This window comes from Pseudomonas sp. UBA1879 (assembly GCF_002338065.1).
Taxonomy (GTDB): Bacteria; Pseudomonadota; Gammaproteobacteria; order Pseudomonadales; family Pseudomonadaceae; genus Aquipseudomonas.
In genome coordinates, this window is the sequence record NZ_DDHJ01000018.1 from 447,615 (window position 1) to 472,602 (window position 24,988).

General features: G+C 61.3%; 24 protein-coding genes. 21 read left to right on the forward strand and 3 right to left on the reverse strand.

Annotated features, from left to right (window positions below; translation table 11 throughout):
• The first annotated feature begins 7 nt into the window (after positions 1 to 7).
• The 8 genes from sctJ (at position 8) to B3N48_RS22370 (ending at position 5,726) form a co-directional block, all read left to right on the forward strand.
• Complete coding sequence (gene sctJ, locus B3N48_RS22335; RefSeq protein ID WP_296187446.1) at positions 8 to 811, forward strand: type III secretion system inner membrane ring lipoprotein SctJ; 804 nt, start codon at positions 8 to 10, stop codon at positions 809 to 811.
• The gene (locus tag B3N48_RS22340; protein WP_296187447.1) at positions 811 to 1,347 is read left to right on the forward strand and encodes a type III secretion protein; all 537 of its coding nucleotides are present in this window, start codon (positions 811 to 813) and stop codon (positions 1,345 to 1,347) included. Before sctJ ends, B3N48_RS22340 begins: the two co-directional genes overlap by 1 nt.
• Before the next feature lie 23 nt (positions 1,348 to 1,370).
• Positions 1,371 to 1,946 (forward strand): type III secretion system stator protein SctL, encoded by a 576-nt coding sequence (gene sctL, locus B3N48_RS22345; RefSeq protein ID WP_296187448.1) that lies wholly within the window; start codon positions 1,371 to 1,373, stop codon positions 1,944 to 1,946.
• A gap of 477 nt (positions 1,947 to 2,423) precedes the next feature.
• A complete protein-coding gene (locus B3N48_RS22350; protein WP_296187449.1) occupies positions 2,424 to 2,648 on the forward strand; it encodes a type III secretion protein in 225 nt (74 codons plus the stop codon).
• Entirely contained in the window at positions 2,635 to 3,066 is a 432-nt protein-coding gene (locus B3N48_RS22355) for a type III secretion protein (RefSeq protein ID WP_296187450.1), read from the forward strand. Before B3N48_RS22350 ends, B3N48_RS22355 begins: the two co-directional genes overlap by 14 nt.
• 1 nt (position 3,067) lies before the next feature.
• On the forward strand, positions 3,068 to 5,170 hold the full coding sequence (sctC, locus tag B3N48_RS22360) for a type III secretion system outer membrane ring subunit SctC (protein ID WP_296187451.1): 2,103 nt from the start codon (positions 3,068 to 3,070) through the stop codon (positions 5,168 to 5,170).
• On the forward strand, positions 5,167 to 5,373 hold the full coding sequence (gene hrpT, locus B3N48_RS22365) for an HrpT family type III secretion system protein (protein ID WP_296187452.1): 207 nt from the start codon (positions 5,167 to 5,169) through the stop codon (positions 5,371 to 5,373). Before sctC ends, hrpT begins: the two co-directional genes overlap by 4 nt.
• Positions 5,374 to 5,375: 2 nt before the next feature.
• Positions 5,376 to 5,726: a type III secretion protein HrpV gene (locus tag B3N48_RS22370; RefSeq protein WP_296187453.1), complete on the forward strand. Its 351-nt coding sequence runs from the start codon at positions 5,376 to 5,378 to the stop codon at positions 5,724 to 5,726.
• A 61-nt stretch (positions 5,727 to 5,787) separates the two neighbouring features.
• On the opposite strand, the gene B3N48_RS22375 is transcribed toward B3N48_RS22370, so the two are convergent.
• Positions 5,788 to 6,612, reverse strand: a complete 825-nt coding sequence (locus B3N48_RS22375) for an HDOD domain-containing protein (protein ID WP_296187454.1) — start codon at positions 6,610 to 6,612, stop codon at positions 5,788 to 5,790.
• 336 nt (positions 6,613 to 6,948) lie between these two features.
• Between B3N48_RS22375 and B3N48_RS22380 the strand changes: the two genes are divergently transcribed.
• On the forward strand, positions 6,949 to 7,968 hold the full coding sequence (locus B3N48_RS22380; RefSeq protein WP_296187455.1) for a branched-chain amino acid aminotransferase: 1,020 nt from the start codon (positions 6,949 to 6,951) through the stop codon (positions 7,966 to 7,968).
• 168 nt (positions 7,969 to 8,136) lie between these two features.
• Here the strand turns inward: B3N48_RS22380 and sodC are convergent, their stop codons facing one another.
• Positions 8,137 to 8,655, reverse strand: coding sequence for a superoxide dismutase [Cu-Zn] SodC (sodC, locus tag B3N48_RS22385; protein WP_296187456.1), 519 nt, complete (start codon positions 8,653 to 8,655; stop codon positions 8,137 to 8,139).
• Positions 8,656 to 9,083: 428 nt separating this feature from the next.
• Entirely contained in the window at positions 9,084 to 9,629 is a 546-nt protein-coding gene (locus B3N48_RS22390) for an RNA polymerase sigma factor (protein WP_296187457.1), read from the reverse strand.
• A gap of 353 nt (positions 9,630 to 9,982) precedes the next feature.
• On the opposite strand from B3N48_RS22390, the gene B3N48_RS22395 reads away from it, so the two are divergent.
• From B3N48_RS22395 to B3N48_RS22450, 12 genes are all read left to right on the forward strand, one after another.
• On the forward strand, positions 9,983 to 10,936 hold the full coding sequence (locus B3N48_RS22395) for an anti-sigma factor family protein (RefSeq protein WP_296187458.1): 954 nt from the start codon (positions 9,983 to 9,985) through the stop codon (positions 10,934 to 10,936).
• Between the two features lie 574 nt (positions 10,937 to 11,510).
• Entirely contained in the window at positions 11,511 to 12,545 is a 1,035-nt protein-coding gene (tssA, locus tag B3N48_RS22400) for a type VI secretion system protein TssA (RefSeq protein ID WP_296187459.1), read from the forward strand.
• Positions 12,546 to 12,611: 66 nt separating this feature from the next.
• On the forward strand, positions 12,612 to 13,136 hold the full coding sequence (gene tssB / locus B3N48_RS22405; RefSeq protein WP_296187460.1) for a type VI secretion system contractile sheath small subunit: 525 nt from the start codon (positions 12,612 to 12,614) through the stop codon (positions 13,134 to 13,136).
• 88 nt (positions 13,137 to 13,224) lie between these two features.
• A complete protein-coding gene (gene tssC, locus B3N48_RS22410) occupies positions 13,225 to 14,721 on the forward strand; it encodes a type VI secretion system contractile sheath large subunit (protein ID WP_296187461.1) in 1,497 nt (498 codons plus the stop codon).
• Positions 14,722 to 14,784: 63 nt separating this feature from the next.
• The gene (locus B3N48_RS22415; RefSeq protein ID WP_296187462.1) at positions 14,785 to 15,267 is read left to right on the forward strand and encodes a type VI secretion system tube protein Hcp; all 483 of its coding nucleotides are present in this window, start codon (positions 14,785 to 14,787) and stop codon (positions 15,265 to 15,267) included.
• A gap of 124 nt (positions 15,268 to 15,391) precedes the next feature.
• Positions 15,392 to 15,910 carry a type VI secretion system baseplate subunit TssE gene (tssE, locus tag B3N48_RS22420; RefSeq protein WP_296187463.1) on the forward strand — a complete coding sequence of 173 codons (519 nt, stop codon included), beginning with the start codon at positions 15,392 to 15,394 and terminating at the stop codon, positions 15,908 to 15,910.
• A complete protein-coding gene (gene tssF / locus B3N48_RS22425; RefSeq protein ID WP_296187464.1) occupies positions 15,907 to 17,796 on the forward strand; it encodes a type VI secretion system baseplate subunit TssF in 1,890 nt (629 codons plus the stop codon). The genes tssE and tssF overlap by 4 nt, the downstream gene beginning before the upstream one ends.
• Positions 17,781 to 18,824 (forward strand): type VI secretion system baseplate subunit TssG, encoded by a 1,044-nt coding sequence (gene tssG, locus B3N48_RS22430; protein ID WP_296187466.1) that lies wholly within the window; start codon positions 17,781 to 17,783, stop codon positions 18,822 to 18,824. The genes tssF and tssG overlap by 16 nt, the downstream gene beginning before the upstream one ends.
• On the forward strand, positions 18,817 to 21,513 hold the full coding sequence (tssH, locus tag B3N48_RS22435) for a type VI secretion system ATPase TssH (protein WP_296187467.1): 2,697 nt from the start codon (positions 18,817 to 18,819) through the stop codon (positions 21,511 to 21,513). Before tssG ends, tssH begins: the two co-directional genes overlap by 8 nt.
• The gene (locus B3N48_RS22440) at positions 21,510 to 22,112 is read left to right on the forward strand and encodes a ribosome-inactivating family protein (protein ID WP_296187468.1); all 603 of its coding nucleotides are present in this window, start codon (positions 21,510 to 21,512) and stop codon (positions 22,110 to 22,112) included. The genes tssH and B3N48_RS22440 overlap by 4 nt, the downstream gene beginning before the upstream one ends.
• Before the next feature lie 39 nt (positions 22,113 to 22,151).
• Positions 22,152 to 22,760, forward strand: a complete 609-nt coding sequence (locus B3N48_RS22445; protein WP_296187470.1) for a hypothetical protein — start codon at positions 22,152 to 22,154, stop codon at positions 22,758 to 22,760.
• Between the two features lie 261 nt (positions 22,761 to 23,021).
• Positions 23,022 to 24,983 carry a type VI secretion system Vgr family protein gene (locus B3N48_RS22450; protein WP_296187471.1) on the forward strand — a complete coding sequence of 654 codons (1,962 nt, stop codon included), beginning with the start codon at positions 23,022 to 23,024 and terminating at the stop codon, positions 24,981 to 24,983.
• Positions 24,984 to 24,988: the final 5 nt, after the last annotated feature.

The window sequence follows — 24,988 nt, forward strand, 5'->3', positions numbered from 1 at the left end:
GTTCGGCGTGAAGTATCTGACTGCGGGTCTGATGTGCCTGATGTTGCTGCTCAGCGGTTGCAGCGACGAGACCGACCTGTTCAGCGGTCTGTCCGAACAGGATTCCAACGATGTGGTGGCCAGCCTCGCCGATCAGCACATCGATGCGCGCAAACGCATGGAAAAAACCGGGGTGGTGATCACGGTCGCCACCGCCGATATCAACCGGGCGGTGCGGATCCTCGATGCCGCCGGGTTGCCGCGGCATTCCCGCACCAGCCTCGGCGAGATTTTCAAGAAAGAAGGCGTTATTTCCACGCCGCTGGAAGAGCGCGCTCGCTATATCTATGCCCTGTCCCAGGAGTTGGAAGCGACGTTGTCGCAGATCGACGGGGTGATCGTCGCGCGGGTCCATGTGGTGTTGCCGGAGCGGGTGGCGCCGGGCGAGCCGGTCCAGCCTGCGTCGGCCGCCGTGTTCATCAAACACACGTCGGCGCTGGACCCTGACAGTGTGCGAGGGCGGATTCAGCAAATGGTCGCCAGCAGTATCCCCGGCATGTCTGGCGAGCCGCTGGATTCGAAGAAATTCGCCATCGTCTTCGTCCCGGCCGCCGAATTCCAGGACACCGAACGGCTGGTGAATTTCGGCCCGTTTCTGGTGGACAGCACGAACCTGGGCTTCTGGAAAAGCATGGTCTGGGCGGCGCCGTTTGCCGGGCTGGTGTTGATCCTGTTGCTGGTGTTGATCCTGCGCGGTGACTGGCGAAACGCGCTGTTGCAGCGCATCGGCCTGCGTCGTGGCGAGGCTTCGAACCTGCCGGTGCGCGCGTGATGCAACCGGCGATGCTGGACGCGGATCAGCGCTGGATTCAGTGGTGGTGCGCGCCCTGGCAATGGGCTCACGGCGACTGGCTGACCCGGTTCGCCGAGGACAGCCGGTTGCCACTGTCGGCGCTGTCGGGTGTGTTGCGCACTCGGCATGGCCTTTTCTTGCACAGCGTCGGGATCGCCCCCAGTCAGCCTCCTGTGCCCGCTGCGTCGGTGTTGCACTGGCTGGCGCTCGATGCTGTTCAGCAGCAGTACGCGCTCAACCTCGCAGCGAGTATTTGCTTGGGACGCGTCATTGACGAATCCCCTCATGAACGCTGGTGCCGCGCCGTGGCCAAGGCGTTGCGTCCTGGCGCCTGGCTCGACGCTAGGGTTCAGGATCCTCGTGAGCTGTTGGCCGCGTGGGTGGGGCAGGATTGCTGGTCCAGGCTGCGCCTGAGTTGGTCCCCTGACGCTGTGCCCGACGCTGTGATCGAGATGCCCGTCGGTAAACTGCACACCCTTTGGCAATCCGTTCTCTGGCGCGCCAGTACGCCCTGACTCTTTCTCTCCAGGAACTCGACATGCTTGCCAAACGCCGCCTCGCCCTGGCTTCTTCCGACGTGCTGCTCGACACGATTTTGCGCCGGGAAGATTTGGCCGATATTCAGTTGGCTGAGGAGGTGCTGGGCAATGCGCGCCAGCACGCCGCTCAGATCCTCGCCGACGCCCGTGAACAGGCACAGCGGGAAACAGACGCTGCGCTCGCAGAATTCTGGGCGAAGGCCAACGGCGCTCTGGATGCCCTTGAACAGGAACGTCAGGGCTTGCAGCAAGAGGCGATGCACGCTGTCGAGGACCTGCTCAACACCGCGCTTTCCCGATTGCTGGACGAAACCACGCTGGCCGAACGCACGCGGGCGCTGATCCGTAACCTCGCCGACAGCCAGCGACACGAAGCCGTGGCCACGCTCAGCACGCATCCCGATCAGCTCGACGCGCTTCGGAACTGGCTCGCGCAAAGCCGTTTTTCGGAGCACTGGCAGCTCAAATCCGACCCCCTCATGCCTCCGCTGACCCTGCGTTTGAGCGACGCCAATGGCACGTTCGACATCGATTGGATGAGCGTGCGCCGCGGATTGCTGGGGCACGACACCTGACGTCGAACCGGCCCATTCTGTGTGGAAAGCGCCGGACCTGGGCTCGGCCGTTGATTGGGCGATAGCGGTGGGTCAGTTGACGATGCCTTGTCCGGTACACCGCTTCGCGGCCGTCGTGCCTCCGGCGGCTCCTACTGAACGCGGTGTGCCGCAGGCCGTGGCGTCCGAGACGTTTTTGTAAGCGCTGGGGTGTGAGGGCTCAATCCTTGATTGGGCGATAGCGGTGGGTCAGTCGACGATGCCTTGTCCGGCACACCGCTTCGCGGCCGTCGTGCCTCCGGCGGCTCCTACTGAACGCGGTGTGCCGCAGGTCGTGGCGGCCGAGACATCTTGTAGGCGCCGCCGCAGGTACGACGGCCGCGACATTCGTCCGGCGGCTTTGCGCGGCCTTCTTACGCATTTTTTGTCCGCCAGTACGGAACCGGAGCGCAACCTGCTTCCACTCAGGGGATGAACCCTTACGTTGGAGTCCCCCCCATGATCAGTTTCAAATCCCTGCAGAGTCACCTCGATCATTCTTACAGCCGCGCTCAGAGCGAGATGGAAGACGCCGCCGAAACCGCTTCCGACAGCGGCACCATGGAAGACTTCCAGGCGTTCAGCGACGCGACGCAACAGACCAACGTGGCCAACATGATCCTCAACGAAGGACTGCGCGCCAAACATGGGATCACCAAAGCGATCATCGATGGAATTCAGTGAATTCACGACGATCCTCGCCCAGTGGTGTGAGCAACGTCCGCTCACACCACTGGACTGCTGGATCGACGATGCCAACGCGCGGCTGGCCGTTCATGGACAGGGCGTGCGCCTCAGTCTCGACCTGCTGGACCCCTACGACGGCACTGACCCCCAGCGCCTCGAGGCGTTGTTGAGTCAGGGCGGGGCGAGCGTCGCCTGTGCCTGTGAAGGTGCGTTGGCCATTGATCCCGAGACCCGCTGCGTCGTCCTGATCAGTTGGCTGGCAAATCCCTGCACATCAGCCGATGCACTCAATCGTCTCGAACAGCTGGCCAACCAGCGCGCGGCGATGCTCAGCCTGATGCAAACCTCCATGCGCCACGCCACGGCTCTGTCGTCGCCTCGCGCCACCCTGAATACCTGGCACCCGGGAGTGTGAAATGCGCAAGGCCTTAATGTGGTTGCCTCTGCTGATGATTGGCGTCGCGGCGCCCGCGCTGGCGGCGGTGCCTGACGCCTGGAAACACACGGCGTACGCCTACGATGCGCGGCAGACCGACCTGGCGACCGCGCTCAAGGACTTCGCCAAGGAGTTCGGCATCGGTCTGGACATGGCGCCGATTCAAGGCACCCTCGACGGTCGCATCCGCGCGCAAAACCCCCAGGAATTTCTTGATCGTCTGGGGCAGGAACATCATTTCCAGTGGTTCGTTTATAACGAAACCCTGTACGTCAGCCCGACCAGCGAGCAAACATCGGCGCGCATCGAAGTGTCCCCGGAAGCGGTGGACGACTTGCAGCAGGCGCTGTCCGACGTTGGTTTGCTGGACAAGCGCTTCGGTTGGGGCGCGCTGCCCGACGAGGGCGTGGTGCTGGTGCGTGGCCCGGCCAAGTACGTCGACTTCGTGCGCACCTACAGCAAAAAGGTTGAGGCGCCGGAGAAAGCCGAGAAGCAGGACATCGTTGTGCTGCCGCTGAAATACGCCAACGCCGCTGACCGCACCATTCGCTATCGCGATCAGCAACTGACCGTGGCCGGGGTGGCGAGCATTCTTCAAGAGCTGTTGGAAAGCCGCTCCCGTGGCGAGTCCATCAACGGCGTCAATTTGCTGCAAGGGCAGGGCGGTTCTGCCAACGGCATGGGCGGCAACAACGCTGCCGGTTTGAACTACGGCGGCCTCGACGGCGGCGGTTTTGACACCAACGCGCTCGAACAAGGGCTGGATCGGGTGCTGGGAACAGGCGGCAAGCGTGGCGGTTCGAGGGCCGGTTCGACCGGACGCTCGAAGATTCGCGTCAGCGCCGACGTACGCAACAACTCGGTGTTGATTTATGACCTGCCCAAGCGCAAGGCGATGTATCAGAAGCTGGTGAAAGAGCTCGACACACCACGCAACCTGATCGAAATCGATGCAGTGATCCTCGACATCGACCGCAACGAGCTGGCCCAACTGTCCAGCCGCTGGAACTTCAACGCGGGCAGCGTCAGCGGGGGTGCCAACCTGTTTCAGCAAGGCACCAGCTCGACACTGTTCATTCAGGACGCGGGGAAATTCGCCGCCGACCTGCATGCTCTTGAAGGCAATGGCGCGGCGTCGGTAATCGGCAATCCGTCCATTCTGACCCTGGAAAACCAGCCCGCGGTGATCGACTTCAGCCGCACCGAGTTCCTCACTGCCACCTCCGAGCGGGTGGCTGATATTCAGCCGATCACGGCCGGCACCAGCTTGCAGGTGATCCCCCGTTCGCTGGACAAGGGCGGCAGCTCTCAGGTGCAACTCATCGTCGACATCGAAGACGGCCAGATCGACACCTCCAATATCAACGCAGATCAGCCGGCAGTGCGTCGAGGCAATGTCAGCACCCAAGCGGTGATCGCCGAGCACGGTTCGTTGGTGATCGGCGGGTTCCATGGGCTGGAGACCAACGACAAGGTCAACAAAATTCCGCTGCTGGGGGACATTCCGGTCATCGGCAAGCTGCTGTTCCAGAACCGTACCCGCGAGATGAATCAGCGTGAGCGATTGTTCATCCTGACCCCGCGGCTGATTGGCGATCAGGTCAACCCGTCGCGCTACGTGGAAATCAGCAACCCCCACGACGTCGACGACCAGATGAAACGCATCAAGCAGCGCCGCGACGGCGGCGAAGCACCCACCCGAGGCGACGTGCAGAATGCGTTCACCCAGTTGCTCGACGGTGTTGCGCCGGTGGGCTTCAACAGCGGCGAAACCTTGCCGTTCGAAGCCGACAGCCTGTGCGATCCCGGCGCCGGGCTTGAACTGGATCGCCAGCGGTCCCAGTGGTTCTCGAAGAAGGATTGGGGCATTGCGGTGGTGGTCGCGCACAACACGACATCGAAACCGGTGCGCATCGATGAAAGCCGCTGCGGCGGGCGGTGGGTGATGGGCGTCAGCGCCTGGCCTCATGCCTGGCTGCAACCGGGGGCGGAGAGCGAGATTTACATCGCGGTCCGTCAGCCGCAAGTCTCGACCAAATCCGGAAAAAACCGTCCTTCACTGCTCAAGGGGGCCACACGATGAACCTGCGCGGTTACGTCATCCTGCTCGTGCTGTTCGCCACCCTGGGCGGCTGCGCGAGCCATTCAGGGTGTTCGGGGTATGCCTGCAAACGCCCGGATTCCAACGATCGTGAATTGGTGATCTGGTGGCCGGCGGACATGCGCCAAGGCATCGACGAGCGCGACCACGAGCAAGACTTCACCGTTGTGCCACTAAAGGATTGAGCATGATTCGGGTATCGGAAAAGACCGCGTTCTACGCCCACGTCACCGCAGAGCGCGCCGCCATCTGGCCGGTGGCAACCGGGGTGTCGTTCGTCAGCCGCCGCGAGCATCGCGACTGGGGCATTGCCCTGCACATCGAAGGCCGCGCGCTACGCCCCGAGCAATTGCGTGACGCGCTGGAACGGCGGTTTTCACAAGCCGAGGTGTTCAACGATTATTTCCTGTTTCTCGACGTGCAGCGGGATTTCGTGGTCTGGCACGCCGTTCCCGACGCCTCGCCATCGCCGACCAGTCTGGACAGCATCCGCCAACATGAATTGATGCTGGCGGGCTTGGAGCATTTGCGGGATTGAAGCCTGCGCCATTCAACGCAGCAGGCCCGCTCCCGCAAGGGTTTCGAGACGGCGCTCTCCGTCAGCTCAACAACTCCGCAAACGCTTTGTCCGCCTCCAGCACCGCCGGCAGCGCGGTGAACAACGCGTTCAGATCGACGCCTTCGAACAGCGGCCCTTCAATCGACTGCCGGGCTTGCGCTGTCGCGCCACCATGGCTTTCCAGCGCATCAGAGACCGTCAGCGCCTGGGCGACGATCCGGGCCTGGGTCGCGTCGCCGGGGGCCTGCATCGGGCGGGCTTGATACGCGATAGCGTTCTGGATCACCGGTGGCAGCTGCCAACGGCGCGCCAGTTCGGCTCCCACTTCGGGGTAGCCGAAACCCAGTTGCAGGGTTTCGATGGCGGCGCGGCTGGTGGTGCCGGTTTTGGTCACGCTGTTGATGCGTTCGGCCACCTGTGGCGCGCCGGTCTGGATCAGCAACTCGCCGATGTCGTGCATCACCCCGCAGGTGAAGGCGATTTCCGCGTCGGCCCCCGATTGCTTGGCCAGCAGGCGGCAAATACCCGCCACTTGAAAGCTCTTTAGCCAAAAGCCTTTGAGATCAAAGCTTGGCCCGGCCTTGAATGCCCCGGTCACTGCTGACGCCAGCACCAGCGTGCGCAGGGTATTAAAGCCCAGCCGCATGGCCGCGTCTTCGATGCTGGAGGATTCCCGCGCCCCGCGAAAGCGCGCCGAATTGGCCAGACGCAGGATCTTGGCCGAGATCACTGGGTCTTTCTGGATGTTGCGAGCGATGCTCTCAATGTTCGACGACGGGTTGTCGAACTGTTGAATCAGATCTTGAGCCACTTTAGGAATGCTCGGAAGACTGCCCAAATCCGCGAAGAGTTGCTCGATACCCATGGCCCTGCTCCTGTTTCATGTGAACTAGCAACGATAGGCAAGAATCGCGAATCTGCACGCCGCTCCACTCGCTTTTGATACAGACCGCACACCGGACACCCGACAAGTTCGCGTAAGGGCAGCGGAGGGGATCGGGGCGACCGCCATTGCTGGGCCGGACCAGCGGTAGTGGTTCTTTTTTGCCTGTTGCATGCGGAAGGCGGTTTGTGCGGCAAAAAATCAGTAATATGGCGCAACATCGGTGGGGGCACTCCCTTGGCCGAGCCTTCACGACCACATTGATGAAACGCCAGCCCCGCACTCGCCGGGCGCGCTGGCCTGGAAATAGAGGGTGTCATGGGTAACGAAAGCATTAATTGGGACAAGCTGGGTTTCGACTACATCAAGACCGACAAGCGCTACCTGGCTCACTGGCGCGACGGTGAGTGGGACGCCGGCACCCTGACTGAAGACAACGTGCTGCACATCAGCGAAGGCTCGACGGCGCTGCATTATGGTCAGCAGTGTTTCGAGGGCCTGAAGGCCTACCGCGCCAAGGACGGTTCGATCAACCTGTTCCGCCCGGACCAGAACGCAGCCCGCATGCAACGCAGTTGCTCGCGTCTGCTCATGCCTCATGTGCCGACCGAACAGTTCATCGAGGCGTGCAAGCAAGTCGTGCGCGCCAACGAGCGTTTCATCCCGCCGTATGGCACCGGCGGTGCGTTGTACCTGCGTCCGTTCGTGATTGGCGTGGGCGACAACATCGGCGTGCGCGCTGCGCCGGAGTTCATCTTTTCGGTGTTCTGCATCCCGGTCGGCCCTTACTTCAAGGGGGGTATGAAGCCGCACAATTTCGCGATTTCCAGCTACGACCGTGCCGCGCCACAAGGCACGGGTGCCGCGAAAGTCGGCGGCAACTACGCGGCGAGCATGATGCCGGGCAGCGAGGCCAAGAAACACGGCTTCGCCGACGCCATTTACCTGGATCCGCTGACGCACTCGAAGATCGAAGAAGTCGGTTCGGCCAACTTTTTCGGCATTACCCACGATGACCAGTTCATCACGCCGAAATCGCCTTCCGTGCTGCCGGGGATCACCCGCCTGTCACTGATCGAGCTGGCCGAAAGCCGCTTGGGGTTGAAAGTGACCGAGGGCGAAGTGTTCATCGACAAGCTGGACCAGTTCAAGGAAGCTGGCGCCTGCGGTACGGCGGCCGTGATCACGCCGATTGGCGGGATCAGCTACAAGGACACGCTGCATGTGTTCCACAGCGAGACTGAGGTAGGGCCGGTGACGCAGCGTCTGTACAAAGAGCTGACCGGTATTCAGTTTGGCGAGATCGAAGGCCCGGCGGGGTGGATCGTCAAAGTGTGAGCCTGACGGCTGTGCTTGCATGAAGAAAAACCACTGCACTTAAGCAGTGGTTTTTTTTGCGCTGAACAAAGGCGGGGTGGTGTCAGCAGAGCGCCGTAACCCGCCGAGGGGTCAACACCCCGCCTCGTGTTGACGACGGCGCCGGCGCAGCTTGGATCGCTGAGTGCATCAAATCACTCCACAGGCAACACGGTCGCCACCACCGCCCAGCGGCATGGGCATGTCAGCGTGATTGTCGCCCCCGGCATGAATCATGAGTGCGTGCCCTTTAATCTCCGAAATCTTTTTCAAACGCGGCGCCAGCACTGGGTACTGGGCCACACCGTCGCCCGTGACATAGATCGCCGGGAGATCGCCCAAGTGACCTTCGCCGTAAGGCCCCTGGTGTTTGCCTGTTTTAGCCGGGTCGAAGTGGCCACCAGCGGCCAGTGCCGCGACTTTCTTGCCATCCTTGATCCCCGATTCACAACTGCCGTTCTCATGCACGTGGAAGCCATGAATGCCCGCGGGCAGGTCGGTGAGCCTGGGGGTAAACAGCAGGCCGTACGCCGTTTCGCTGACGGTGATCTGACCGATCGACTGGGGTGCCCCCTGTGCGCTGACCAGGTTGATGGGGACGTCGAGCGTGGCCGCCTGAGCGCCCAGAGAGAGCGTTCCAATGAGGCCGAACCAGTAAAAGCATTTCATAGAGGTCTCGCTGATTATTAAGGAAGGGGTGCGTTACGATAATTGAGCGAATGGAAAGGGAGTTGCTCCTGTCGTTGCCCGAGAATAGAAGGGCATTATCAGGGCGTCCAGAAGAAATAACGCGTCATTCTTTAATGTTTTTTTCTATGGAATAAACAACAAGTTTCAAGTGTTATAGGCGTGGTTTTAACGTGCGGGTCTAAAAAGTTAATCGAACAGCTGTCGCACACTGACTATGCTAGCGCTCGATGCCACTGTTCGTCGGCCATCGAGTTGAGCGACCGGGCTTTGATAAATACAAGCGGTAGTGCAGCCTATTGCTGCGGTTCACAGGACGGGGCGCGATAGCAGGGTTGAAATGGTGGCAGGATTCATGAACGGGCGGCGCAACCCCAGAGCGGACCCTGACGGCGACAGAGGATGTCGACTCAGGTCTGCGCCAGTGGGCGGCCTGTACCGGGAGTCTTTTGCCCACCATTGAGCAATGTGCCAATCGTTTGCCTGGCTCTGGAGAGACGACTCATGACCGTACCGATAGGCACCTCCAGAATCTCGGCCGCTTCCTTATAACTGAAGCGCTCAACCGCCACCAGCAGCATGACCTCCCGCTGACCATCGGGGAGGCCGTTTACCGCCTTGAGGATCTGCTCATGCATGAGGTCCGTCTCTGGTGTAGCTGCGGCGGGGTCGGTCACCGATTCGATGACGCTCTCGTTCCATTCCTGGCGCGATCGACTGCGGACGTTTCGCGAACGGATTTCGTTGATCCAGGTGGTGTGGACAATAGAAAACATCCAGCTCAAGGGCGAAGAATCCGGCTGCAATTGGTGGGCGCGTTCCAGCGCCCGGACGCAGGCCAGCTGAACCAGGTCTTCAGCGTCATGCGTGTCGCCCGAAATACGCAACGCGAAGGCCCACAGGCGCGGCAGCATGCCAGGGAGCAGTGTGGGCAAATCTGCGCCGGTGATCGACATATTTCCTCTTTTTTGTACAGGTGCTTGAAGAAAGTCGTGAGGTCAGTTTTATGGTGCGGCCCCGTTGAGCTGGGCGGTATTCCATCACGGGTTTTGGACTTCGCTGTCTCAGAACCGATACACTGCCCGGATTGTGCCATCCCCCACGGTAAAAACCTATCAGGGGGTGCAATGTCACAGAAGTTTTCTAAGATATGAATGCGTAAAGTACACAGTCTGGTCAAGATGAATGTATGTCGTTAATATCACCTCGAGTGATATTAATATGATGGCGAAGCGATTATCAATTCACTCGCCAGCCGGCTCACAAGGCCGAAATATGTAAAGAAACATATGAATAACGGAGAGCGCAATTGACCACCCTTGAAGCGGACGATGCCTTGCTGATGGCCTACGTTGACGGCGAACTGTCGCCGGAACAGTCCGAGGCCATCGAGCAGTTGATGAATGCATCGCCCGCGGTGGCCGAACGCGTCGCGCAGTTGATTGCCAGCGATGTGCCGTATTTCGACGCCTTCGCCCGTCAGGCCGTCCCGCCTGTGCCGGATAGCCTCATGCGCAACGTGGACGCGCTGATCGCCCAGCATCAGGCTGGCGCCACACCTTCGTTTACGTCCCCTGTCGCACCTGAAGCTGCGCACGTCAATCCTGTCGCTGAGGATGAAAGCCTGCTGACGCGGCTGTTCGGTCGTCCAAAACTCGGCTGGCTGGCAGTAGCCTTTGCCACGGGTGCCGCCTGTTATGGCCTGGTGATACAGGCGGGTATCGTCGGCAGTGCGCTGAACACAGACAGCACGCTGGCGGGCGCGACCGTCGCGGCAGTCCAGCCATCGGCATGGGTGCGTCAGGCGGCCAGTTATCAGCAGCTCTACAGTCCTGACACCCTGATTTACGTCAAACCCGACTACGACGGCATGCGCAAGACCATTGACGATATTCGCCATGTGGACGGGTTGGCATTGCGCGTCCCGGACCTCAGCGCTGCCGGCCTTACGTTCAGGCGCGTTCAGCGCCTGCGCTTCAACGACAGGGCACTGATTCAACTGGTCTATGTTCCGGAAAACGGTGCGCCAGTCGCGCTGTGCGTGATGAAAGAATTGGCGCCGGACCAGTCCGTGGCGCAGCTGTCCGTTTCCGGAATGAGCGTTGCGGTCTGGCGACAGTCCGAGTTGGGTTATGCCCTGATCGGCGCGCCGAATGGTGTCGATCTCGCGGCCGTTGCCCGGCTGGTCGCCGATCGCAGCTCCCCGCAGTTGTTTTCTGCCACAGTGCCGTCACCGGTCTGGGTCGCCGATATTCGCCAGTAGCTTGCCGGAGGGCGGGCAGGGCATCCGTCCGGCTTTGGAATAGTCCGAATGCTTGACGCCCCTGCGACTGCTGCTGCTCGCCGTCCTCTTTCTCATCCTCGCTGTACCTGCCATGTGCTGTCCTCGGCACAGCGTGAGGCGTCCTCTTCGATGTTCTCTCGACTCCGGCACGCGCCTCACGAATGGCGGATACCTTGACAGCCAGGCAGCCAGCAGGCGGCATTGAGCTTTCGTATTGATCATTGATCAGCGATAGCCTTGGTTAGACGGCCCTGGTCGCCACGTGGATTCCAATCCGCCGATGCCGCCGGCAGCTTCCTGCCGTCGGACGATCCTTTGTTGCTTGCACGGGGCGCGAGTACTCCGAATCCCATTGACGCCGTATGGGGAAGTCGGCGGGCAGCGAGACGTCGCTGTCTGCAGATTTTTTTGGTCGCCCCGGAATAAACCCCAATCGCCGATTGTTATCCCCTCAGAGACGGAATTTTACGGAACTGAGGACGTGCACTGATGGGCCTATTCAACGCGTTGTCCAGCATCACGGGCGCACGGTCACTCGGCGCCGGGTGGTGCCATGAGTGATACCTGGGTGAGTGATCTGGCCGGCCTGGCCGCGCCCTTAGGCGAGGGCAGCCCCTGCGGCGACAGCGTGGAATATGAGGTTGAATACCTCGCGCTCGAAGAAGAAATTCAGGGCAGGCCCGAAGTCGAGTACGGCGACACGCTGACCCAGGCCATTGCTCCGGACTGGCGTCAAGTCAAACGTCTGGCCTTGCCGCTGGCGATGCGCAGCCGAGATCTGCGCCTGGCCGTGTACCTGGCACGGGCCGAGTTGAACCTCAATGGGGTCCGAGGCTTTGCGGCAGGGCTGACGCTCATCGAGACACTCTTGACCGAACAATGGGCGCACCTGCATCCGCAGCTCGACGCCGACGACGACCATGACCCTCAGCTGCGCATCAACATTCTGGCCAGCCTCTGTGAGGCTGCGGGGTTGCTGCACGAGCTGCGCGCCATGCCGCTGGCCAGCTTTCCGGCGCTGGGCAGCGTCAGCCTGCGCGACCTGGAGCTTTCCAGCGGGGAGGTGGCAGGGGCTGTCGATCAAGAGAAGTCGTCGTTGGCAATGATCGAGGCAGTCTTCCAGGAGGCCGCGAGTACGGATGCTTTGGACACGACGCTGGCGGCGCTGGAGCAAGCGTATGAATGCAGCGTGCGGATCGAAATGTCGTTGACCGAGCGGGTCGGCGTTGGCAGCGCCATTGATCTGGGTGAGTTGTCAGCGCTGCTGCACCGGGCCTGCGAGGCCGTCCGACAGCGCTTGCCGAACAGGGTGCCGAACCCGACGTTAGCGTCAGCGCCGCAAACCGCAACCGTCACGGCAGGCCGGGGTGAAATCGGTAGCCGTGACGACGTGCGGCACACCCTGGATCGCCTCTGCGCCTACTTTGCGGTCCATGAGCCCACAAGCCCCGTGCCGCTCTTGCTGCAACGGGCACGCAAGCTGCTGGACCTCAGTTTCATGGATCTGTTGCACGACCTTGCGCCCGATGGCGTGGCGCAGATGGCCCTGGTCAGCGGCATTCGACACACCGAGCAACGCGACGATTAGCGGGGTCATGACGACCTCCGGACCCGCAGGCGTGACCCACTGAGTCTCACTTTGAGGAGAAATCCAATGGCAGAAAACAGTCAGAAATTCATCGCTCGAAACCGTGCCCCACGTGTTCAGATCGAATACGACGTGGAGATTTACGGTGCCGAAAAAACCGTGCAATTGCCCTTTGTGATGGGGGTGTTTTCCGACCTTTCCGGCAGACCGGCCGAGCCGCTACCGCCGGTGGCCGAGCGCAAGTTTCTGGAAGTGGACGTCGATAACTTCGACGAGCGTCTGAAGTCGATGAAACCGCGCGTCGCGTTTCAAGTGCCCAACACGCTCACTGGCGAAGGCAACATGCCCGTCGAAATCACCTTTGAGAATATCGACGATTTCACCCCCGGCGCGGTAGCGCGCAAAGTGCCCTCGCTGAACGCCTTGCTGACCGCGCGCAATCAGCTATCGAACCTGTTGACCTACATGGATGGAAAGACCGGAGCCGAAGAGCTGCTGGCGAAGGTGCTCAATGACCCGGCATTGATGCAAGCGTTGAACTCAGCGCCAAAGCCGTCTGTGCCCGATACGGCCGAGCCGCACGTCGACTGATCCACCCCGTTTGACCGACCTGTAATCCAGCTGGGCTTTCACGGCACCGGCAGGTAGACCTTTTGCCCGAAGTTGGAGGGATGCTGCAATGTCCACCGCTCAAACCCATGAGTCGCTTGCGACTGCCGACACCCGCGACGTCGATCTCAGCGACTTCGCCAGCCTGTTGAACAAAGAGTTCAAACCCAAGACCGACAAGGCGCGGGACGCCGTCGAAACCGCTGTACGCACCCTGGCCGAACAGGCGTTGCAAGGCACGCAACTGATCTCCGGCGACGTGTTGGGGACCATCGAAGGCCTGATCGCAGAGCTCGACCGCAAGCTGTCCGAGCAGGTCAACTACATCCTGCACCACGCAGAGTTCCAGTCGGTGGAAAGCGCCTGGCGCGGTCTGCACTACCTGGTCAACAACACCGAATCCGATGAGTCGCTGAAGATTCGTGTGATGAACATCTCCAAGCAGGAGATGCACAAGACGCTGCGTAAATTCAAAGGCGTGGCGTGGGACCAGAGCCCGATCTTCAAGAAACTGTACGAGGAAGAATACGGCCAGTTTGGCGGCGAGCCTTACGGCGCGTTCGTGGCCGATTACTACTTCAACAACAGTGCCACTGACGTCGAATTGTTGACCCAGATGGCCAAGGTCAGCGCTGCAGCCCACAGCCCGTTGATCACTGCTGCAGACCCCAGCGTGATGTTGATGGAATCCTGGCATGAGCTGGCCAACCCCAGGGATCTGACCAAGATTTTCCAGACCCCGGAACACGCCGCCTGGCGCAGTTTCCGTGCATCGGAAGACTCACGGTATGTGGGGCTGGCCATGCCGCGGTTCCTGGCCCGCGCACCCTATGGCGCCAAATCCAACCCGGTGGAAGATTTCGACTTCGAAGAGATCACCGATGGCGCAAGCAATAAGGATTTCACCTGGGCCAACGCGGCGTATGCCATGGCAGTGAACATCAACCGCTCGTTCAAGCAATTTGGCTGGTGCTCGCAGATTCGGGGCATCGAATCCGGCGGCGCGGTGGAAGGCTTGCCGGTGCATACCTTTCCCACCGATGACGGCGGCGTGGACATGACTTGCCCGACGGAAATCGCCATCAGCGACCGCCGCGAAGCCGAGCTGGCGAAGAACGGTTTCATGCCCCTGGTGCACAAGAAAAACAGCAACCTGGCGGCGTTCATTGGCGCGCAGTCGATGCATAAACCTGCCGAGTACGACGACCCGGATGCCACAGCCAACGCCAACCTGGCGGCGCGTTTGCCCTACCTGTTCGCCACCTGCCGTTTCGCTCATTACCTGAAATGCATCGTGCGCGACAAGATCGGCTCCTTCAAGGAGCGCGCCGACATGCAGGTCTGGCTCAATAACTGGATTGGCCGCTATGTCGAGCACAACCCGGCCACTGCGACGGAAGCCGACAAGGCACGCAAGCCGCTGGCCGGTGCCGAGGTGGTGGTCGAGGAAGTGGAAGGCAACCCCGGTTACTACCACTCCAAGTTCTACCTTCGCCCGCATTACCAGCTTGAGGGCCTGACGGTGTCCCTGCGTCTGGTTTCCAAGCTGCCTTCGGCCAAGACCTGACGGGCTTGCTGCCGAGACCCTGTGTTGCACCTTTCTCATCGTGATCAATAAAAGGTAGTGAAGATGATTCTGCTCAATTTCAAAGGCAAACAAATCAAAGGCACCTCGACCGTGTCGGCGCACACCAACTGGATCACCATCGACGCCATCCAGATGGGCGTGGGGCGGGCGATTTCCACCAGCGGAGGTGGAGCCGATCGGGACACCAGTAACCCGTCGTTCTCAGAAATTTCCCTGACTAAATCCACTGACCTGGCGTCGGCGGACCTCTTCATGGAGGCCGTGTGCGGCAAAAGTCTGGGCACCGCTGAGATCCATTTCATCCAGACCGGCGGCGCTGAGAAGAAGGACCAAGTGTTCCTCACAATCGAGCTGGAAGAAGCCATCATCAGCTCGTACTCGGCCAACAGTAAAGGCGAGCGTCCGAGCGAAACCTTCGCCATCAACTTTACCCGGATCAGCTACCAGTACGACTCCTTCAGCGGCGAGAAAATCACTACAGGTACGCCGAAGAAGTGGGACCTGGAAGCCAACGCCAAGATTTGATCGAGCTGATGGCGGACTGGCACGCAGGTGTCGGCCCGTCATCGCGGCATACGAATGTCGATCGATTGTTCTCTGTTTTTTGTAAGGCGACAGGCGTGCCTTTCACCTGCGCCGAGGGTTCACCGTGGCTGAATTGACCAACAAAGAGCGCCTGCAACCGTCGCTGCTCGACCGTCTGACCGACGACGCGCGTGAGCAGAAACAGGAGTCTCGCGACCAACGTGTGCTGTCTATGCGTACGTTGCGCAAGGCAGTCTTGCGCGATTTGGGTTGGCTGCTCAACAGCACCAGCCTCGGTTGTGTGCAGGACCTTTCGGCGTTCCCGCTGACAACCCGTTCGGTGCTCAATTTCGGCCTGCGGGACTTGTCCGGCAAGACCGCTGCCGGGCTCGACCCGCTTGAACTGGGACGACGCATTCATCAGGTCATTGAAGCTTTCGAACCACGCGTCCTTCGCGGGAGCCTGCGGGTGACACCGATTGCCCAACACGGCGTTCAAGCGAATCCCAATCAAGTGGCATTCGACATCCAGGGCGAGCTTTGGGGACAGCCATTGCCTGAACGTCTCTACCTCAAGACCGAGCTGGATCTGGAAGCCGGGGACGTCAGGCTTTACGACATTGATGCCGGAGGCGCGCGGTGAACGAAAAACTGCTGCGTTACTACGAGCGTGAATTGCAACACCTGCGGGAAATGGGCAGCGAATTCGCACGGGACTACCCCAAGGTCGCAGGCCGTCTAGGGCTGGAAGACTATGCCTGTGCGGACCCGTACGTCGAACGCCTGCTCGAAAGCTTCAGCTTTCTGGCGGCGCGAGTGCAGTTGAAGATTGACGCCGAATTTCCCCGTTTTACCCACCATTTGCTGGAGCTGGTTTATCCCCATTACCTGGCACCGACGCCTGCCACTGCGGTGGTGCAGCTACACCCTGACATGGCAGAGGGCAATCTCGCCCAGGGGTTTACCGTGGCTCGCGGCACAGCGTTGAACAGCTTGCTGGGCAAAGGCGATCAGACGACCTGTGAGTTCCGCACCGCTCAAGACGTCACGCTGTGGCCAGTCGACGTGGTCGAGGCGCGCTATTTCGCTTGCTCCGGGCAAGTGGGTGGCGTCGAGATATCACGGCTCGGGCCGGTCAAGGCAGCGCTTCGCCTGCGTCTGCGCGTGGAGGCAGGGCGGGTGTTCAATGAACTGAGCCTGGATCGACTGATGCTGCATGTGCGCGGCACCGACGGGCTGGCCGGGCGCATCCTCGAACAGTTGTCGGGGCAGGTGGCGGGCATACTGGTCCAGCCGGTGCAGGACGACAACCGCTGGCATCAATGGGTGGATCGTTCGTCCATCCACCCTCAGGGTTACGCTGACCAACAGGCACTGTTGCCAGTGGGACCCAGGTCATTCCAGGGTTATCGGCTGCTTCACGAATACTTCACCTTGCCCCAGCGTTTTCACTTCATCGAATTGAGCGGTTTGCAGCCGGCGATCAAGCGCTGTCAGGTGGCGGAAATCGATGTGACCGTGTTGTTCAATTCCTTTACCCCCGCTCTGGAAAATGCCGTCGGGGCGGCGCAATTCGCTTTGCATTGCACCCCGGCCATTAACCTATTCCCCAAACGTGCGGACCGCGTTCATCTGTCCGATCAACAGGCCGACTACCACGTGGTGCCTGACCGCACTCGGCCGATGGATTACGAGGTTTATCAGGTCAACGCCGTGACAGGCTACGGCAGCGGCGCTGAGGCCGAGCAGCGGTTCGAGTCTTTTTACCGGGCCAACGATCTTCGTGACCCCGGCGCGGATTCACAACGTGGCGGCGCCTGGTATCAACTGCGTCGTGACACTCGGGTCGCCTCGGACCGGCAGCGGCGACAGGGGCCGCGTTCCAGCTACATGGGCAGCGAGATTTTTCTCACCCTGGTGGACGTGCATGAAGCGCCGTACCGCACGGATTTGCGGCAGTTAGGGATCGATACCCTGTGCACCAACCGCGATCTGGTGCTGAGCATGCCGGTGGGGGCGGGCAAAACCGATTTCACCGTCGAGTCCGGCGCGCCGCTGCGGTCTGTGCGGTGTGTTGCCGGGCCCACGGCGCCGCGGGCCTCGTTCGCCGAAGGGGCAACGGCGTGGCGGCTGGTCAGCCACTTGTCCCTGAATTACCTGTCGCTGCTCGACGAAGACCCTGACCAGGGCGCCAGCGCGTTGCGCGACCTGTTGCGTCTGTACTGCGGTAGCAAGGATTCCTCCGCCCACAAGCAGATCGACGGGCTGTGTTCGGTGACGGCGCAGACCATTGTCCGGCGCCTGCCTTTACCGGGACCTATCACCTATGGGCGCGGTTTGCAGGTGTGCGTCACTCTGGATGAAAGCGCGTTTGAAGGCAGCAGCGTGTTCGTGTTCGGGGCCGTGCTGGAGCAGTTCTTCGCCAAATACGTCGCGCTCAACTCATTCACCGAAACGCAGATCAAAAGCACCACACGCGGGCTGATCATGCAGTGGCCGACGAGGGTAGGGCGATGCGAGATCCTGTAACCCTGTTGCAACGTCTCGAGCGACACCCAGGGGCGTTCGATTTCTACGCCGCGTTGCGTCAGCTCGAATGCACCTTTGTCGACGCGCCTCGTATCGGCCAGGCAACCCGTCCCAGCGACGAAGCAGTGCGGTTTGGTCAGCAGCCGTCGCTGGCTTTCGAGCCCGCGATGTTGTTCAGCCTGCGGCCCGGAGATGAGCAGCGGGCGCCGCTGTTGCTGCTGAACTTCTTCGGCGTGCTGGGGGCCAACGGGCCGCTGCCGCTGCACTTGACCGAGTACATCCGAGATCGCCAGCGCAATATGGACGACCCCACCCTGGCGCGTTTTTGCGACATGTTTCATCACCGCATGATCAGCCTGTTTTACCGCGCCTGGGCCAGCGCGCAGCCTGCGGTCAGTCTGGATCGGCCAGGGCAGGACCGGTTTTCCGTGTATGTCGCGTCGTTGATAGGGTTGGGCATGCCGTCCTTGCAAGGTCGTGATGCTGCGCCGGACATCGCCAAACAGCACTACGCCGGACGTCTCGCGCCGCACGCCCGCAATGCAGAAGGATTGGCCGCCCTGCTCAGCGATTTCTTTCAGGTGCAGGTGCTGGTGCAGACCTTTGTCGGCCACTGGATGGCACTGCCTGCCGATGGCTTGTTCGCCTTGCGCAGCGGGCCGGACGCCGAGCGCCTGGGCGTCGGTACGGTCATCGGCAAAAAGGTCTGGAACGCTCAACACAAATTTCGTTTGCAGATCGGCCCGCTGGACATGGACCAGGCCCGACGCCTGTTGCCGGGGCAGGAAGGCCTCAAACGGTTGACCGCCTGGGTTCGGCAATACTGCGGCCTGGCGCTGGACTGGGATGTCAATCTGATCATCAGCAAACAACAGGTGCCTGGCACCCGTCTCGGTCAGGGCGCCTTCCTCGGGTGGAGCAGTTGGCTGAGCAGCACGCCCCCCGCCGCCGACGATCGCCAGTTGGTGATCAAGCCGCACACCGCCATCCCGGCATCTACTTCAGCACAAGGATCACTTCATGGCTGAGATCAGTCGCGTCGCCCTGTTCGGCAAACTCAACGGTCTGTGTTATCGCGCCATCGAAAGCAGCACGGTGTTCTGCAAGCTGCGCGGCAACCCCTACGTTGAATTGGTGCATTGGCTGCATCAATTGCTTGCGCTGGAGGACAGTGACCTGTACCGCATCGTTCGTCATTACGGCATCGATCCGGCGTCGCTGGCCCGTGACTTGACTGCCGCGCTGGACAGCCTGCCACGGGGCTCGACCTCGATCACCGACCTCTCGTCGCAGTTGGAAGAGGCGGTCGAGCGAGCCTGGGTGTACGCCACCCTGATGTTCGGCGACTCCCATGTGCGCTCGGGGTATTTGCTGGTAGGCCTGCTCAAGGACAAGACCCTGCGCAGCGGGATATTGGGGGTGTCGGCGCAGTTCGCCAAGGTCAACCTTGACGACCTGATCCAGCGTTTTAGCGAGCTGTTGAACGGCGCGCCGGAGGCAGAGTCTTCAGCCCGCGACGGCTTCAGCCTCGACCGAACGGCGGCACCGGGCGAGTCGTCCGGGGCAATGCCACCTGCTGCCATGGGTGGGCAGGAAGCGCTCAAGCGATTCACTGCCGACCTCACTGAGCAGGCCCGCAGTGGCACCATGGACCCCATCGTGGGCCGCGATGACGAGATTCGGCAGGTGATCGACATTCTCATGCGGCGGCGGCAGAACAATCCGATTCTGGTGGGTGAAGCGGGAGTTGGCAAAACGGCGGTGGTCGAAGGCTTCGCCCAACGTGTTGTGCGCGGCGACGTGCCGCCCGCATTGCGGGACGTGCAATTGCTGGCGCTGGACGTCGGGCTGTTGCAGGCAGGGGCGAGCATGAAAGGTGAGTTCGAACAGCGTTTGCGTTCGGTCATCGATGAAGTGCAGGCGAGCCCTCGCCCCGTCATTCTGTTCATCGACGAAACCCACACCCTGGTGGGCGCGGGCGGTACGGCAGGCACGGGCGACGCCGCCAACCTGCTGAAGCCGGCATTGGCCCGAGGCACGCTGCGCACCGTCGGTGCCACGACGTTTGCCGAGTACAAGAAGCACATCGAAAAGGACCCGGCGCTGACCCGGCGTTTCCAGACCGTGCAGGTCGATGAGCCGGACGAGGCGCGTGGCCTGCTGATGATGCGCGGCATATCCAGCGCCATGGAGCGGCATCACCAAGTGCAGATTCTCGACTCGGCGCTGGAAGCGGCGGTGCGTTTGTCCCATCGCTACATTCCCGCCCGGCAATTGCCGGACAAGGCCGTCAGCCTGTTGGACACGGCCTGCGCACGGGTTGCGATCAGCCTCCACGCCACACCGGCAGAAGTCGACGACAGTCGCCGTCGCATTGAGTCTCTTGAAACCGAGCAGGCCATTATCGAGCGTGAGCGGGCAATGGGGGTCGACACCGAAGCGCGGCAGGCGCGGGTCAATGAACAGCTGAGGGAGGAACGCGTTCGGCTGGATGGGCTGGAATCGCGCTGGGCCAGCGAACGCACGCAGGTCACGGCAATCCTCGAGCTGCGGGCGCAATTGCGCGAGGTTGGCGCGCTAGCCGAGGCCACCGGGCCCGTTGCCCAGCCGTCCCACACCTTGCAGGCACTGCGCGCGCAGCAACAGGCGCTGGCCGAAGCGCAGGGCGAAACACCCTTGATGCTGGTGACAGTCGATGAGCAGGCCGTCGCCTCGGTGGTGCAGGACTGGACCGGCATCCCGGTGGGTCGCATGGTGCGCAACGAAATCGACAACCTGCTGAACCTCGCGGACACCTTGTCGCACCGCATTGTCGGTCAACGGCACGCGTTGGAGAGCATCGCGCGGCGCATCCAGACCTCACGTGCAGGCCTGGACAACCCCGGCAAACCGGTGGGCGTGTTCATGCTGGCGGGCACCTCCGGGGTCGGCAAGACCGAAACAGCGCTGGCGTTGGCCGAGACCCTGTACGGCGGCGAGCACAACGTCATCACCATCAACATGAGCGAGTACCAGGAAGCACACACGGTCTCGACCCTTAAAGGTGCGCCGCCGGGGTACATCGGCTATGGCGAAGGCGGGGTGCTGACCGAAGCAGTGCGCCGCAAGCCCTATAGCGTGGTGCTTCTGGACGAGGTCGAAAAAGCCCATCCAGACGTGCACGAGCTGTTTTTCCAGGTCTTCGACAAAGGCTGGATGGAAGACGGCGAAGGCCGAGTGATCGATTTCAAGAACACCCTGATTCTGCTTACCACCAACGCTGGCACCGAGACCATCAGCCGCCTGTGCGCCAGTCCGGAGGTGCAGCCCGATCCCGACAGCCTTGTGCAGGCGCTGCGGCCATCGCTGCTGAGGGTTTTCCCGCCCGCACTCTTGGGGCGAGTGGTGGTGATTGCGTATTACCCCCTCAGCGACGCGATGCTCGGCAGCATCATCCGCCTGCAACTGGCGCGTATCGAGAAGCGCCTGCGGGACAGCCATCTGGCCACCTTCACCTTCGACGATGATGTCGTGGCGCTCATCGCCAGCCGCTGCACTGAGCTGGAGAGCGGCGGGCGGATGATCGACGCGATTCTGACTCATTCGGTGCTGCCGGTGATCAGTCGGAAAATTCTGGGCTCGATGATGCGCGGGGAGCAGGTCGCCGGAGTGCGAATGTGGGTTGAACAGGGCGATTTTGCCTATGACTTCGAATCGATGAAAGGCGTATCGCAATGATTATCCAGATGAATCTTTACCGGGGGAGCTTTGCTTACAGGGACTCCATTGCCACCATGAGGACGTTGCTCGCCATCGCTGGGCGCAAGGGGTATTTCCAGCTCGATGTGTTCATTGAGGAGGGCGAGGGGCCTGCCGCCAGCCTGTTGATGTCTCGCGAATCTCTTTATATCGATGCGTTCCGTGGCGATGGGGGCACGTGGTACCACTTCGCCGATTCCCCCGTGCCCTTCGACGCTGCCCTGCAGGTCGGTGGGCGTTACAGCAAGGTCAAAGCGCTGACGTTGAACGGTTCCCATGGTGCCCTCGGCACCAACACCGTCGGGATGACCTATTCAGCATTTACCCCCAGGGCGCTGAAAGACCTGTCCAGCTACAGCGGCGGTAATTATGACCACCTCAGGCTTGGGTTGTCGTTCGCGGTCGTGGCCTGTGCTGAGGCTGTCAGGTTCAAGGAAACGGAGAAGCGTATCGAACGCCTGTTGGCCAGTGATCACGAGTCTTACAAGCCCCTCCATGACTGGCAGACCCTGTTCAAGGACTGGGAGAAACTGACCCTCATCAACAGTGCGAAGGTCTACGTACGCCATGCCGGGTAGCCCCGCCCCTTTTTTTCATCAACCTTCGAGGTGACAGACATGTCCGAGGTTATTGGTCGCACAAGCAGTTATGAATTCATCAGGGCGCTGGAGGCGGTGGCGAGCCCCGATTTCATCGGCGCCAGGAAAGAGGGACCGGTGTTGGATCTCTACAAGATCGATCTGCGCCGTCTGCCGGTTGAGGACCGCATGAAGGACCTGATGCGCGCGATCATGCGATCAGCGTCGCCATACGATTGCAGCGCCAACCGGGCATCCATCGGTGACGACACGATGGGCGCCATGCGTCAGATTCACGCCAATACCCCCAGATACCTGCCGGGCCTGAATCCGGACGCTGCCACCAACGCGTCGGGAAGGGGCAAGCTCTACCACGCATATGCGCAGGCGAACAAACATCATTCGGCAGATCGGGGCGGCGGCAATGTCGCCACGGGCTATGTCGAATACACCGCAGGCGACCTCGAAACCTATAGCTGGGGCGGCAACCGCTTCCGCATCGTTTTCGATTATCTCAACTCGAAGCTGTATTTCGCGCCGCTGCATTACGCCTCATGGAAATTCGAGGGGAGTCGAATGGACACCGTTGACAAGCCGTCGCCGTTTTCCGGTCATCCGAACCCGTTCTTTTGGATCACCGAATTTTAAGTCTTCGAATGTCATGGCACCGGGTCCGGGGTGGTTGCCGTTGCGGCGGACGCATCGGCAAAACCCTGGCCACGACCAGGCGCGGGACTTTTTCACGTTGCGACGGAATAAAAACCGCCTCCCTCCCGTTGTATCAGCAAGCCAGATGATCTGGCCGAGTCTGCAGCCGGGTGCCAAACCCTGGCTGCGTTGTACCCGCGGGAGGGAGGTGGGAATGGTCATCTGGATCGTCAATCGGGCCTGTTGTTGGATTCAGGCCTCATGAACGTCACTCAAGCCAACCGCGAGATCGCCATTACCAGCGTGCTGGGCGCGGACGTATTGCTGTTCCGGCGAATGACGGCCACCGAAGGGCTTTCGACCCTGAGCGAGTATGCCGTTGATCTGTACAGCGAACGCGCGGACCTGGAAATCGACGAGCTGCTGGCAACGCCGATGACCGTTTCAGTAGCGTTGCCCAAGGGTGGCGAACGTTATTTCAGCGGTATCGTCACCCGGTTTGTATACACCGGTCGCCAAGGACGCTTCGCCACATACCACGCGGTCTTGCGGCCGTGGTTGTGGTTTCTGACCCGCAGCAGCAATTGCCGGATTTTCCAGTCGCAAAGCGTGCCGGATATCGTCAAGGCCGTGTTTGCGCCATACACGATTGCCGACGTCGACACCTCCGGCCTCAGTGCCAGCTATTCGCCGCTGACCTATTGCGTGCAATACCGCGAGACCGACTTCGATTTCGTCAGCCGCCTGCTGGAGCAGGAGGGGATTTACTACTTCTTCAAGAGCCTGGCCGGTCGCCACACGTTGGTGCTCGCCGACTCGTATGGTGCCCACGCGCCGGCGCCGGGCTACGCGCAGATTCGCTATATGCCGGGGGAAGACCGGACGATGCGCGACAGCGAGGTGATCTACGACTGGCGGATGAGCGGCGAGGTCGAGCCAGGGACCTGGGCGTTGCAAGACTACGACTTCGAAAAGCCCTCGGCGAACCTGCTGGTGAAGTCGGCCCAAGTGCACAACTACGCTCAATCACGCCACGAGCGTTACGACTATCCCGGCAATTACACCGAGCGTAAACAGGGCGAAACCCTGGCGCGCCACCGCATTGAGGCACGGCATACCAGCTACCGGCGCATCGAAGGCGCGACCCGGGTGCGCGGCCTGTTTCCTGGTGCACTGTTCACCCTGACCGAACACCCGCGCGGCGACCAGAACCTGCAAGTGTTGGTGCTGGCGGCCCGCTACGAGTTGTCGTCCGACACCTACGAACCGACGCCTCCGGCAGACCCTGCGCCGGTCCTGAGCTGCACGTTCACGGCGATGTCACGCCAGCAGGAATACCGTCCGCCCTGTGTAACGCCAAGACCCATCGTCCATGGGCCACAGACTGCCAAAGTGGTAGGCAAGGCGGGGGAGGAAATCTGGACCGACTCCTATGGCCGGATCAAAGTGCAGTTCCACTGGGACCGTGAAGGCAAGGAAGACGAAAACAGTTCCTGCTGGGTTCGCGTGGCTCAAGGCTGGGCGGGTAAACGTTGGGGCAGCCTGTTCTTGCCGCGCATCGGCCAGGAAGTGGTAGTCAGCTTTCTCGAAGGCAATCCGGATCGGCCTCTGGTCACCGGGAGTGTCTACAACGCCGAGGCCATGCCTCCGTACGCGCTACCCGAGCAGGCCACTCGCTCGACTGTGAAAAGCAATTCGTCCAAAGCGGGCAGTGGCTACAACGAGCTGCGCTTCGAAGACAAAAAAGGCGCCGAGCAGGTGTTCATCCACGCCGAAAGGAATATGGATCAGCGGGTCGAACAGGACGCACTGGACTGGATCGGTGGCGATCGCCATTCGCGGGTCAACAAGGATATGCGCGAACACGTCGGTGGTGATCGGCATCAGCACATCGTCGGTGACCTCAGCGAGAAAACCGGTGGCAGTACGTCCCACGCCGCCGGGGGTAATCTGCAGCTTGAAAGCGGCTTGAAGGCCAGCTTCAGCGGCGGCACGGACGTGCACATCCGGGGCGGCATGAACGTCGTCATCGAAGCGGGCGCCAGCATCACCCTCAAGGCCGGCAGCTCGTTCATTACCCTCGGCCCGACCATTATCGCCTCCATGATTCCGCTGCCATTGCCCCAGGCCGCCGCCGCTGCCAACGCGCTGGCCCTGGCTACGCGCCCTGGCCCGGCCAGCGTGCCCCTCGAACCGAATGACGCAGACGATGGCAAGCAATGACTGCC